General features: G+C 71.4%; 10 protein-coding genes and 1 pseudogene. 5 read left to right on the top strand and 6 right to left on the bottom strand.

What is annotated here, in order from left to right; genetic code table 11:
• Nucleotides 1-247 precede the first annotated feature (247 nt).
• The 3 genes from ACFYW7_RS06500 (at nt 248) to ACFYW7_RS06490 (ending at nt 6,141) form a co-directional block, all read left to right on the top strand.
• Nucleotides 248-1,234, top strand: a complete 987-nt coding sequence (locus ACFYW7_RS06500) for a hypothetical protein (RefSeq protein WP_389498655.1) — start codon at nt 248-250, stop codon at nt 1,232-1,234.
• 69 nt (nt 1,235-1,303) lie between these two features.
• Nucleotides 1,304-3,151 (top strand): HSP90 family protein, encoded by a 1,848-nt coding sequence (locus ACFYW7_RS06495; RefSeq protein WP_389498653.1) that lies wholly within the window; start codon nt 1,304-1,306, stop codon nt 3,149-3,151.
• A gap of 2 nt (nt 3,152-3,153) precedes the next feature.
• Nucleotides 3,154-6,141: a hypothetical protein gene (locus ACFYW7_RS06490; RefSeq protein WP_389498651.1), complete on the top strand. Its 2,988-nt coding sequence runs from the start codon at nt 3,154-3,156 to the stop codon at nt 6,139-6,141.
• A gap of 571 nt (nt 6,142-6,712) precedes the next feature.
• On the opposite strand, the gene ACFYW7_RS06485 is transcribed toward ACFYW7_RS06490, so the two are convergent.
• The 4 genes and pseudogenes from ACFYW7_RS06485 to ACFYW7_RS06470 form a co-directional block, all read right to left on the bottom strand.
• Nucleotides 6,713-6,967 (bottom strand): hypothetical protein, encoded by a 255-nt coding sequence (locus ACFYW7_RS06485; protein WP_389498649.1) that lies wholly within the window; start codon nt 6,965-6,967, stop codon nt 6,713-6,715.
• A 104-nt stretch (nt 6,968-7,071) separates the two neighbouring features.
• Entirely contained in the window at nt 7,072-7,551 is a 480-nt protein-coding gene (locus ACFYW7_RS06480; protein ID WP_389498647.1) for a hypothetical protein, read from the bottom strand.
• Between the two features lie 255 nt (nt 7,552-7,806).
• A complete protein-coding gene (locus ACFYW7_RS06475) occupies nt 7,807-8,241 on the bottom strand; it encodes a linear amide C-N hydrolase (RefSeq protein WP_389498645.1) in 435 nt (144 codons plus the stop codon).
• 65 nt (nt 8,242-8,306) lie between these two features.
• Nucleotides 8,307-8,555, bottom strand: a pseudogene (locus ACFYW7_RS06470) (linear amide C-N hydrolase); the annotation flags it as partial.
• Nucleotides 8,556-8,733: 178 nt separating this feature from the next.
• Here ACFYW7_RS06470 and ACFYW7_RS06465 point away from each other — a divergent pair.
• Nucleotides 8,734-8,898 carry a hypothetical protein gene (locus ACFYW7_RS06465; RefSeq protein ID WP_389498643.1) on the top strand — a complete coding sequence of 55 codons (165 nt, stop codon included), beginning with the start codon at nt 8,734-8,736 and terminating at the stop codon, nt 8,896-8,898.
• Nucleotides 8,899-8,996: 98 nt separating this feature from the next.
• A complete protein-coding gene (locus ACFYW7_RS06460; RefSeq protein WP_389498641.1) occupies nt 8,997-9,611 on the top strand; it encodes a dihydrofolate reductase family protein in 615 nt (204 codons plus the stop codon).
• Between the two features lie 18 nt (nt 9,612-9,629).
• Here the strand turns inward: ACFYW7_RS06460 and ACFYW7_RS06455 are convergent, their stop codons facing one another.
• Together ACFYW7_RS06455 and ACFYW7_RS06450 are read right to left on the bottom strand one after the other, a co-directional pair.
• Nucleotides 9,630-10,178 (bottom strand): GNAT family N-acetyltransferase, encoded by a 549-nt coding sequence (locus ACFYW7_RS06455; RefSeq protein ID WP_389498639.1) that lies wholly within the window; start codon nt 10,176-10,178, stop codon nt 9,630-9,632.
• Between the two features lie 169 nt (nt 10,179-10,347).
• The gene (locus tag ACFYW7_RS06450) at nt 10,348-11,850 is read right to left on the bottom strand and encodes an MFS transporter (protein WP_389498636.1); all 1,503 of its coding nucleotides are present in this window, start codon (nt 11,848-11,850) and stop codon (nt 10,348-10,350) included.
• Between the last annotated feature and the right edge of the window lie 456 nt (nt 11,851-12,306).

The following is a 12,306-nucleotide window of genomic DNA, read 5'->3' as shown; positions in this document are numbered from 1 at the left end:
GACCGCGCCGGCCGACGGATGCGCGACCGTCCCCATCGCGGCGGGACCGGCCCATCGGCGGTACCGGCCGGCGGCGATGACGCCCGGCCACCAGCACCTCGATCCAACACCATGACGGATGCCGGGCCGCGTGCTTCCGCACCGTCGTCGCCATCGCCTCGGCCTTGACCCACCACCCTCGCCTCACGCATGTGACGGCGCCTTATGCTGCACCGAACGATCAAGAAGGACCAGGGGAGGACGCGGTATGTTCGGCAAGCTGTTCGGTGGGGGCGCGGAGAGACCGACGGCGGATCCGCACGCCCTTCCCGTCCCGCGCAGGCAGAAGCACGGGATGTACAAGCTGCGGGCGCTCGGGGACACCAGAGTGCTCGCCCTGGTGGAGGCGGCCGACGCGGGTGACTGGGAAGCGGTCAAGGCGGCACTGACCCCCTTCGACCTCGGCACCGACCACGACGTTCTCGCCGAACTGGCCGAGATGGACGGCGTGCAGGACTGGATCGGCAAGGCCGTCGAGGAGGACAAGGAGCACCGGGCGACGGCGCTGCTCATATCCGGGACGCGGTACATCAGCTGGGGCTGGGAGGCACGCACCTCCGCCCGCGCCTCGCATGTCACACAGGAGCAGTGGCGGATCTTCCGCGAACGGCTCCTCGTCGCCGAGGACCACCTGCTCGAAGCGGCCGAGCTGCGGCCGGACTGGGTCACCCCCTGGCGCCGCCTGCTCACCTCCGGCCGCGGCATGTCGCTGGGGCGCGACGTCAACGAGGCCCGCCTCGACGCCGCCCTGCGCCGTGACCCGCTGGACCTGGCGACCCACATCGAGTGGGTGTCGCAGTTGCAGCCCCGCTGGAGCGGCGAGCCCGGCGAGTCCCTGGCGTTCGCCCGCGAAGCGTTCGCCCGTGCTCCGCAGGGGCACCCGCTCGGCGCTGTGATCGCCATGGCGCACATCGAGGAATGGGTCGAGTCGGACCGCGGGGACTGCCTCGAAACCTCCGAGATCCAGGCAGAGTTGAGGAACGCGGCCGAACACAGCATCCTCAGCGCCGCCTATGTGCGCCGCCTGGGCTGGCAGCACGACTTCAACATCTTCGCCATGGCCCTGGCGCTCGCCGGCGAGCGCCACACGGCCAAGCGCGTCTTCCAGGAGCTCGACGGCGCTTACACCAGCTGGCCCTGGGTCTACTTCGGGAACCCCGAGAAGGAGTTCACCCGCCACCACCGCCGGGCCTGAGCGGGACACTCCCGCCCGGACCGCCGTACGCACCGCCACCCCGTCGCCACTCCTACGCCGGACTGCCTCATGACTCTGCCCGACATCACCGCCGATCCGAGCGCCGCCGACCGCACCTTCCAGGTGGACCTGCGCGGCCTCGTCGATCTCCTCTCCCACCACCTGTACTCCAGCCCCCGGGTCTACCTGCGCGAACTCCTGCAGAACGCGGTGGACGCGCTGACCGCCCGGCACGGCCTCGAACCGGCCGCCCCCGCCGACGCCTTCGGCATACGCCTCTACGCCGACGGCTCGGTCGTCCGCGTAGAGGACGACGGTGTCGGCCTCACCGAGGCCGACGTCCACACCTTCCTCGCCACGATCGGCCGCAGCAGCAAGCGCGCCGAGAAGATAGCCGAGCAACGCGGCGACTTCATAGGCCAGTTCGGCATCGGCCTGCTCTCCTGCTTCCTGGTCGCGGACGAGATCCACGTGGTGAGCCGCTCCGCCCGGACCCCCGACGCACCCGCCGTGGAATGGCGGGGACGCGGCGACGGCAGCTACACCATCCGGACCCTGCCCGCCTCCGCCCGCCCCCGGCCCGGCACCACCGTCACCCTGACGCCGCGCGCCGACGCCGGTGAGTGGACCAGGCCGACCCAGGTGCACGCCCTGGCCCGGCACTTCGGTTCCCTGCTGCGCCACCCCGTGACCTTCGACGACGGCACGAGCGGCCCGGCCGCACCCGTCAACCCCGAGGCCGCACCCTGGGCGCGCGCCCATCCCACGCCGGGTGCCCGGTCCCGCGCGCTGGCCGCCTACGGCGAGGACGTGCTCGGGTTCAAGCCGCTGGACACCATCGAGCTGGACCTGCCGGCCGTCGGTCTGAAGGGCATCGCCTGCGTGCTGCCCGAGGCGGTGCCGGCCGGACGCCGCCACGGCCACCGCGTACACGTCAAGGGCATGCTGCTGTCCGAGCGGGCCGAGGAGATCCTGCCCGAGTGGGCGTTCTTCGTCCGCTGCGTCGTCGACGCCGAGAGCCTGCGCCCCACGGCGTCCCGCGAGTCGCTGTACGAGGACGACACCCTCGCAGCCGTCCGCGACGCCCTCGCCGAGCGGCTGCGGGCGTGGATGGCCCGGGCCGCCGCCAGCGACCCGGACCTGCTCGCCCGGTTCCTCCAGGTCCACCACCTGGCCGTCAAGTCGCTCGCGGTGCACGACGACGAGATCCTGCGGATGCTGCTGCCCTGGCTCCCGTTCGAGACCACCGACGGGCACGCCACCCTCGACGAGTTCGCCCGCACCCACCGCACCGTGCTCGTGACCTCGAGCGTGGAGGAGTTCCGGCAGGTCGCCGCGATCGCCTCGGCCGCCGGACTCGGCGTCGTCAACGGCGGCTACACGTACGACCGCGAACTGGTCCACCGGCTGCCCGAGATCAGGCCCGGGGCCACCGTCGCCGACCTCGACCCTGCGACCCTCACCGCTCACCTCGACCCCGTCGACCGGGAGACGGAACTGGCCGCCGCGGCCTACCTCGCCCAGGCCCGCGACGCCCTCGCCGTCTTCGACTGCGACGTCGCACTGCGCGCCTTCCAGCCCGCGTCCGCGCCCGCCCTGCTCGTCGACAGCCGTGAGGCCCGGCACGAGCGCACCCGATCCCACCTCGCCCGTGAGCAGGAGGGCGGCCTGTGGGGTGACATCCTCGGCGCCCTGCGCCAGGAGGCGCCGCGCGCCCAGCTGATCCTCAACCAGCTCAACCCGCTGGTCCGCACCGCCGTCACCATCGACGAGCCCGAGCTGGCCCGCACCAGCGCCGAAGCCCTCTACGGGCAGGCCGCGATGCTGTCCCGGCGCCCGCTCAGGCCCGCCGAGTCGAGCCTCATCAACCGCTCCTTCCTCGACCTTCTCGCCCACGCCCTCCGCAAGGACAGCTGACGATGCCGACCGCACCCCAGAACACAGACGAGCTGAACCAGGCGCTCCAGGAGAACGACCGGCGCCCCTACGGCCGCACCCGCACCGTCACCGCCGAGGAACTCGTCGAGGCAGCCGAGCAGTTCGCGGAACCCGTCCCGCTCATCAACGCGCTCTTCGAACTCCAGGAGGCGTACACCTACGGCTCCGAACCCCGGAAGTCCCCCGTCGTCTTCGCCCGGCTGCTGAACCTGTTCGACGAGCAGCCCGACGTCTTCGACGCACGCATGCGCCACCTCCTGTTCTGGCGCTTCAAGTGGGTGGCCAACGCCCTGCGCGCGCTCCCCGAGGTGCCGCTGAACAGCCTGCGCCAGTGGCTGACGGAGATGCGCGACCGCTACGAGAAGGCCGGCCTCGGCCTCCAGCCCTACTACGGGCAGGCCTACCAGCACGCCGCACACGTGGGCGAGGACACCACCCTCGCCTACGAACTGTGGGCGAGCCGCAGCCGCACCAGACTCAGCGACTGCGAGGCCTGCGAGATCTGCGAACGCGCCCTGTTCCACCTCGCGGCGGGCGACGACGAGCGGGCGCTGCGCAGCTGGGAGCCCGTCCTGGCCGGCAAGGAGTCCTGCCAGGAGGAGCCGGCCCGCTCCATCTCGTACGCACTGCTGCCCCTGCTGCGCACCGGCCGTGTCGACCGGGCCGTCGAACTGCACCTCACCGGCTACCGCGGCTGCCGCCGCAACCCCTCGATGGCGGGGGAGATCGGCCGGCACCTCGAGTTCTGCGCCCTCACCGGCAACGAGGCACGAGGCCTGGAACTGCTCGCCGAGAACCGGAGCCTGTTCGAGGACGTGGAGTCCCCGCGCGACCTCCTCGACTTCCTCACCGGCGTGGAGGTCCTCCTCCAGCGCGTCGAACTCCTCGGCCACGGCGAACTGACCACCGCCGGATACGCGGGCCGCACCTGGACAGTGGCCGGCCTGCGCGCCGAGGTACGGGGCCGCGCCGACGACCTCGCCGCCCGCTTCGACGCCCGCAACGGAACCCCGCTCCACACCGACCGCCGCAAGGCACGCCTCGACCGTGCCCCGCTGCTGGACGCGCTGGAGCTGACCCTGCGCACCCGCAGCCTCGACGACGTGGCCGCGCCCACGCCGGTCGCCGCACCCACCCCCCGCACGACCGCCGAGGTCCCCGACTCGCTGCCCGAACTCATCCTCCAGGCGCGGGCGTTGGACAAGCAGGGGCACCCGGACGCACAGGCCTGCTGGGAGCGGCTCCGCACGCTCGCCGCCGCCCGCGACTACACCCACCCCGACGACCCGGCCGTCGGCCCGCTCGTACAGCTGCGCGCCGACCTGCTGGCCGACGAGGCGAGCCGGGCGGGCGAGAAGGACGAGTTCGCCGACGCCGCCGCCCTCCACGAGGAGGCCGCGGGCCTGTACGAGGACGCCGGTGCACCGGGACACGCGGCGATCTCCCGCGCCTGCGCCCTGCTCGCCGCGGCCCAGGCGCCCGCCCACACCCCGGCGGACGGCGCCGGGGAAGGGGAATCGGAAGCCGAGCCCCAGGACGGAGCCGCAAGGGCGGCCGAGGCCATGGCGGCCGCGCTGACCGCCGCCCACGCGTCCATGGTCCGACTGTCCGAGGAGACGGCAGGCCTGGCCCCGGACCAGGAGGCCCGCCTGCTGCGGTTGCGGTCCACCGTGCTCGGCCTGCGCCTGCAGACATCGGGGAGCGAGGAGCACGTCGCGCCGGTACTCGCCGAGGTGGAACTGCTGCACGCGTTCGCCACCCGGCACGACCTCGCCGTACAGATCTCCGGTGCCCTGCTGCTGCGGGCCAGTACCCACGCCATCACCGGCGACCTGCCCGCCGCGGTCACCGGGATCGACGGCCTCCTCGACCGGCTCAGGGCGACCGGCCCGGCCTGGCACCTGCCCCGCACCCTCGCGCTGCGCGGCCGGCTCCAGCTCGGCCTGCAGGACCCGCGAGCCGCGCACGCGGACCTCGCCGAGGCGCTGCGACTCGCCGCCGACTGGTCGTCCGACGTGGCCGACACCGCCCGCCTCCACGCCGATCTGGCCGGCGCCTGTATGCACCTGGGCCGCCACGACGAGGCACTGCGGCACCTGACGCGCTCGGCCGAGATCGACCTTCGCGGCGGCAGCCGGACGGAGGCGTTCTGCACCTACAGCAACGCGGCCCAACTCAGCCTCGACCTCGGCCGCGTCGAGGACTGCATCGCCCTGCTCGACTCCCTGCTGACCGAACCGGACATCGCCTCCGGAGAACTGGACGACCGGCTCGCGGCTCAACTGCGCCTGACCCGGGCCCGGGCGCTGCACGCCGGGGAGGATCTCAAGGCCGCTACGGCGGAGTTCGTCGCCCTCGCCGCCGAATCGGCCGGCTGGGACGACGACCCCGGAAGCCACGCCATGATCGCCGCGGAGACGGCCGTACTCCTCGGTGAATCCGGCCAGTTCGGCCGGGCCCGCGAGGTCGCCGACCAGGCACTCGCGGCGCACGCCAAGGACCCGCGCTACGCGCAGCTCAGCAGCTGCCTGCGCGAACTCGCCCGCGTCCAGGCCCAGCGGCAGGGCCCCGACGGCCTGGCCGACGCCCTCGTCTTCCTCACCGACGCCGGCCGCGTCGCCGACGAGGCCCGCGCCGCCGGGTACGAGTCCCGCGACCGCTCTCTGGACACCGCCCTGGCCTACGAGTACGGGCGGGTCAACGCCTACGCCGGCGAGTACGAGGACGCCCTGGCCGCACTGGAGAAGGCACTCGCCCTGCTCGGGGAGCCGGGACCGGAGGAGGACAGCGCCGGCGAGTGGGCCGAGTGCGTCCGCCTCACGGGCGCGGTGGAGGGCATCTACCTGGAACGCACCGCGCCCGCCCTGGCCCGCCTCGACGCGGCGATCTCCCGTCTCACCGCCCTGGGCCACACCGCCGAGACCGAGCCGCTGACAGCCTTGGCGGCCCGCCTGCGCGACGAGGGGTGAGACAAGGGCTCCGGTGCCGGGGCGGACGACACCGCCCCGGCACCGGAGCCCTCCTCTCCGCGCTGCTCCTGCTTCGCGGGAGGGCATGGCGTTGAGGGGGGCGGGACCCTACTCTCAAGGTCCGGTGTCCGTGCCGGGGGAGGGCCGATGCCGCCTCGCGGACCGCGCCGCCCGTCCCGGATGGGCGCCTTGAGGCTGTTGCTGTCTGCGATGCCGGTGTTCGGGCAGGACAACCGGCTTCCCGGCGACCGCCACCCGGAGGAGCGGGGCCACGCCGGCCCCCACGAGACCTGGGCGGAGGGGGCGAGCCGGTCGGCGAGCACCAGCAGACCGGCACCGAGCAGCATCGGCGCGACCCAGATGCGCAGATGACTTCGTCCGTGGCCTTCCCCCGGCAAATGTGCTTGCCGGCTCGGGGAACGTTGGTACATCAACCGCCGTGGAAGGCAAGGGGGTTCAAGGCGAGTCGGTGACCGCCTCGCAGGGGCGACGCGCGCGGGGCGGACGGTCTCCGCCATCGCGCGCACAGCGAGGCGTGTCAGACGCCCAACGGCGGCAAGTGGCCTTCTTCCTAAGACAGTTCGTCATCCTGAGTGTGGTCGCGGACCCAGTTCTTGTGGGCGTTCGATCCCTCGCGTCCGGGGGAGATCTTCAACACGGCTTCGCCATCGATGTAGTCGAGGCCGGTGATCACATAAGGGGAACCGGTCTTCACCGCGATGCGCAGGCTGCCGTTGCCGAACTCCGTCACCCTGAGCGTTCGACCGCCGGAGAGCGGGATGTCCCGACTGTCGATCCTCGTCGGCTTCTCGTCGTCCGTGGCCATGATCGCCTCCTGTGTCCCATGGGTCGCCGGACGCCAGAATAAGCCCGCCGCACCGACGTCCCCGCCCTGCGGGGCGGCCACCCGAGAACCGTCCCTTCACGGGTTCACCGCATGCCCGCCGCCGGGTCGCCGTCGCCGAGGCCGATCCACCAGTGTCCGCCGTCCTTGACCAGGAGGAGTTCCTGTCGCTGACCCGTCTGCTCATAGGCCACCGTCACCGGGTTGAAGTAGTCGACGACTCCCTCCAGAACGGTGACTTCGACATGTCCGCCCGCGGCTTCGCCGTACTTGCGCACGTAGGTGCGCGCGGCCGGCTCGGGCTTCTTGTAGGCGGGACCCGCGAGTTCGGCAACTCCCTTCGCGTCGCCGGCCTTGAGCCGCTGGACGTAGACCCGGACGACGGTCTCGACGTCCGCCGCCGTCTCCCGTACGTCGGCGTACCCGGACTTCTGCGCGTGCACACGCACGTCGACCTCGGGAGCGTCGGCCAAGGCGTACGGTGCCCGGGACACGTTCCACAGTTCGGCCGCGATGATCCCGGCGGCGACCATGCCGCCGCTCAGCAAGATGAACCGATTCCTCACATGCGCCTTCCCGTCCGTACCTCTTGGTCCTGACACGAAAGAGCACGTGACCGGTTCCCTCGCGGGGCCTGTCCGTTCAAGATCAGCGGTACTCCCCACGCGGTCCCGTCGGAGCGCCGCGGAGCACCGTGCGCCGCGCACGTCATCCCCGCGACGGTGAGGCGGAAAAGGGCAGCCGCCCATGCGAGACCGCGAAAGCCTGACGCATGGCCCCGCAACGGCCCGACACCGGTCTCGGGACGCATCTGCCGTTCCTCAGAACGGTGCAGGCGATGCCGTGAACCGCTCCGAGACATCCCCGACGAGGTCGATCCCCTCGGGGCGCAGCGTCATGACGGGAGTGCCGGGCGAGAGGTCGAACCGGTCGAGCTCGGCCCGCAGGAGGTTCGGGCTGGTCGACAGTTCGAAGAAGTACCTCCGGCTGGTGAGGTCGCAGATGGTGCGGTACTCGGTGTCGTAGGTGGAGAACCTTCCCTTGCGATACGGCGCTCCGAACGGAACCGACGCGTTGCGGGTGAGGGCCAGGATGCCCGCCACCGACTCACGGCCGTCCGCGGGCTCCGGCAGCAGCGCGCTGAAGTACGCGGCACGCTGGAAACGGTCGACCGCGTCGACGTTCCCGGGCAGGGGGACTTCGCTGTCGGGCTCGTCATGGCCGAGCCCCTGCACCGTGCGTACGTGCTCCCGCAACAGTCGAGCAGGGCAAGAGCCTCTTCCACGGTGCGGGCGCTGTCCGACAGGTACTGGATCCACAGCGCGATCTGGAGACCTGGACGGCCAGGGTCTCGGGGGCCGAGATCGGTGCTGTCCAGGTACAGCAGGTGTGCCGCGAGGCCGGCTTCGTTGAGCCCATCGGCCGTTCCGGCACCGTAGACGGTCGTCACGATGCTGCCGAGCCCGCTCGTCCACAGCAGAGGGGTGTCGTCCACGACGGTGGTGCCGTGGCGTTCGAGCCCTCGGGGGAACACGGTCAGGACCGGCTCCGTCGATTCCGGCCAGTCCATCGTCCGCCCGGCGAGAACGGCGTGGTCGTTCGTGTTCCACAGAATGCGCGTGCTCAGGGGTGAATCCCCCCTGAGTGAGCCGCACGCAGCAGCTCGTGGGCGAGGCGGTTGCCCGCTCGCGGCCCCCACGGCATGTCGCGGCATCACCACCGACACCTCCTCACCAGGACCGCCACCGGTGAGGAGGACCCGCTACCTCGCCCGCTCGAAAGAACCTGATCGGCCCGCGTTCGGCCGCGAAGTCGTGCCGGACGAACATCTGCCGCGCACCGGGACCGCGCGACTCGGCGACGTCGAGGAGCGCGCCCGTCCGAACGAGTCGACGAACACCCAGCCGTCGTGAACGACGGCAGACACCCCCGAGGGGGTGTCTGCCGGAGGGGCGGTGCGGCTTGAAGCGCCGGGCGATGAGTTCGGGCAGCGGATCAGGTCTGCCCTGGTATGACGCGAATCATTGCTGACATCTCGGTCTCCCTCGACGGCTTCGTCACCGGACGCGACCCCGGACCGGACAACGGTCTGGGCACCGGCGGAGAGGCCCTGCACACCTGGGCGTTCTCCGACGACCCCGACGACCGCCGAGTCCTGCGCGAGGGGACCGCCCGCTCGGGCGCCGTCGTCCTCGGCCGCCGACTGTTCGACCTGGTCGACGGGCCGGACGGCTGGGGCGACGAGTCCGGCTACGGCGCCGGCGAGGTCGGCAAGCCCGCGTTCTTCGTCGTGACGAGCTCCCCGTTGAGTTCGGTGCGGCTCACCGACCTCGACTGGACGTTCGTCACCACCGGTCTGTCCGACGCCGTAGCCGCCGCGCGCGAGCGCGCCGAAGCGGCGTCGTCGGCCAGCGGGCACGACCTCGACGTCGTTCTCATGGGTGGTGGCGCCACGATCGGCTCGGCGCTCGACGCCGGGCTGGTCGACGTGCTATCCCTGCACCTCGCGCCCGTCATGCTGGGCGCCGGGACTCCCTTGTACACCTGCGGGGAGCCGCGCACCCTGGCGCAGCGGAGTGTGACCTCGACGACGACCGCGACGCACCTGACGTACGACGTCCTCTGACGACGTCGCTACGGACCTTCACACCGAGCAGTCCGCGCCGCGCCGGTCTTCGGCCCACTTGCCGAACCACTGCTCGGCACCGTAGGCCTCGAACCGCTCCACCTCGACGAACCCCAGCTTCGCCGCGAGGCGCATCGAGCGGACGTTGGCCGTCTGGGTGGCGAGCACCACGGGTTCGCCGGGAAGCGCGTGGGCGAACCAGTCGAGGACCGCCGCACACGCTTCGGCGGCGTACCCGCGTCCCCACACTTCCGGCAGGAACAGATAGCCGAGCTCGGTCTCCCCGGCAGCCTGACGAATGTGCCCCGTCGCTCTGGTGAGAGTGATCTTCCCGATCGACGCTCCGTCGAGCTCGACCATGAAGAGGCCGGGACGTCCGGGGGGTGTCCCGGGCATCCCGCGCTCGAGTGCGTCACGCGGTTGAGCGCCACCGAGATAGGTGCCCACCTCCGGCGAGGCCAGCAGCTCGATCGCCGCCGCACGGTCCCGGGCCTCGGGCTCACGGAGCACGAGCCGCTCGGTCCTGATCGGGGCAGGGGGCCAGGCGACGGGGCCGAGTTCAGTCATGCCGGCCAGCCAATCAGCACGTTCGGCAGTGATCAAGGCTCAGCACCGGTCGACCCATCGGCCCAGCCCGCACCATGAGCAAGGCGACCGGGCCCTACGGGCATCATGTGCGGGGCGAACCCTTCGCCCCGCCGGAAACAGTCACCCGTCACCCGTCACCCGTCGCCCATCAGCGGCCGCGCCGGGCGACCTCCTCGGCACCACCCTCGTCGGAACCCCGCCGGACGGGCTCCATGGCCCACTGCGGCTCGGGATGCAGCTTGCGTTCCCGCAGGTCCGCGACCGCCAGCAACAGGGCGACCAGGCTGAACCCGACCGCGGTGAGCAGCCCCAGCTGAATGGCCGTGACGGAGTGCCCGTGATTGGCCTGATGCGCGAAGTACACCGCGCCCACCACGGCGATCCCGGCCGCCGAACCGATGCGTTGGCCCGTCTGCAGCACCCCACCGGCCGCACCGGCACGGTGCACGGGAACACGGGTGAGCGTGAGTGTCGTGTTGGGGGAGACCGTGAGGCCGGAACCGATCCCGCCGATGACCATGGGCAGGGCCGTGGCCCACCCGACGTTCTCCAGAGGGACCAGCTGCACGGCCACGACCGCTCCGAGCAGCCCGACCGCCACCGCGCAGAGGCCGATGACGACCAGCATGCGCCCGTGGCGCATCACCAGCCGGCCGCCGATCATGGCGCCCGCGGCCGAGGCCACCGCGAAGGGCAGCACCGAGACGCCGGCCGCGAGGGCGCTGTATCCGGCCGTGTTCTGAAGGAACAGCGAGTAGACGAAGAAGACCGTGGTGAAGCCCGCGAAGTAGGTCAGGCTGATCAGCGAGCCGAACGTGAACGAGCGCAACGAGAACAGGTCCAGGTCGACAAGAGGTGCCTGCCCGCGCAGCCCCTGGCGCCGTTCCCACATCCAGAACGCGGCCAGCAGCAGCGCGCCCACCGGCAGCAGCGCCCATTTCAGCCGCCCGGTCCATTGTTGCTCCTGCACGAGAGGCAGCATGAGCGCGAGCACCGCTGAGCCGAGAAGCAGTACACCGAGCAGGTCGAATTCCTCGCGCTTGCCCGTCGACGCGGGGAATCGCGGCAGCAAGCGCAGTCCCGCGGCGAGCGCGGCCAGCCCGATGGGCAGATTGACGAAGAACACCCAGCGCCATCCGTCGTCGGTGCCGACGGTGTTGATCAGCAGGCCGCCCGCGAGCGGGCCCAGCGCCGTCGAGATACCGATGACGCTGCCGAGCAGGCCGAAGGCCTTGGCTCGTTCGCCACCGTGGAACATCTGCTGGATCAGTCCCGAGGTCTGCGGGGCGACCACACCCGCCGCCGCGCCCTGGACCAGCCGGAACAACACCAGCCAGGAGGCGGTGGGTGCGAGGCCGCACGCCACCGAGGCCAGCGTGAACACGGCCAGCCCCCACAGAAAGGCCTGGCGCCGCCCGTGCATGTCGCCCAGTCGGCCCGCCGGGACGAGTACCAGCCCGAAGGTCAGGGCATATCCGGAGACCACCCAGGACTGGGCCGCTTCGGAAGCGGCCAGCCCGTGCTCCATCGAGGGCAACGCCACGTTCACGATCGAGGTGTCGAGCAGCGAGATGAAGCCCGCCGTCAGACAGACCGCGAGCGCCTTCCACCGCCGTTTGTCAGCGGGGGGCGTGGTCTGGACTGTGGTCATGAGGTCACGCTAAGCAGCAACCCCGCGCAACACGGGGAGGAAGCCTGCCCGCGCGCGTCGTAGCCGTCGTGCGGCCGCTTCGGACCGCCCGCGCAGGAGTTGACATGGCTCCTGCCCGTACGTAGTGTCCTGCGAGTTGTCCGACGTGAGCGTCGACTCCGGTCGGTCCCCGGGCAGCCATTCCGCACCACCATTCAACGATCGACGACTCGTCGTCGGCTCGTTTTCATGCGTGTTTGCGAAATGAGGATTCCGCGTTCGAAAGAGCGCCACCCCGATTAGCTCGGGAGCCGGGAATCCGCTAATGTCTCACTCGTCGGAACGGCCCAACGGCCGCGAGGACAAGCCCCGCTGACTGGGGGTCAGGCCCGAAAGGTTCTGATAGAGTCGGACTCGCCGGAAAGGGAAACGCGGAAGCGGGAACCTGGAAAGCACCGAGGAAATCGGATACGGAAA

Origin of the sequence: Streptomyces sp. NPDC002580, assembly GCF_042889485.1 — a bacterium.
In the GTDB taxonomy this organism is placed as follows: domain Bacteria; phylum Actinomycetota; class Actinomycetes; order Streptomycetales; family Streptomycetaceae; genus Streptomyces.
The sequence above is the reverse complement of the archived record's forward strand: the minus strand, read 5'-3'. Positions and strand labels throughout refer to the sequence as shown.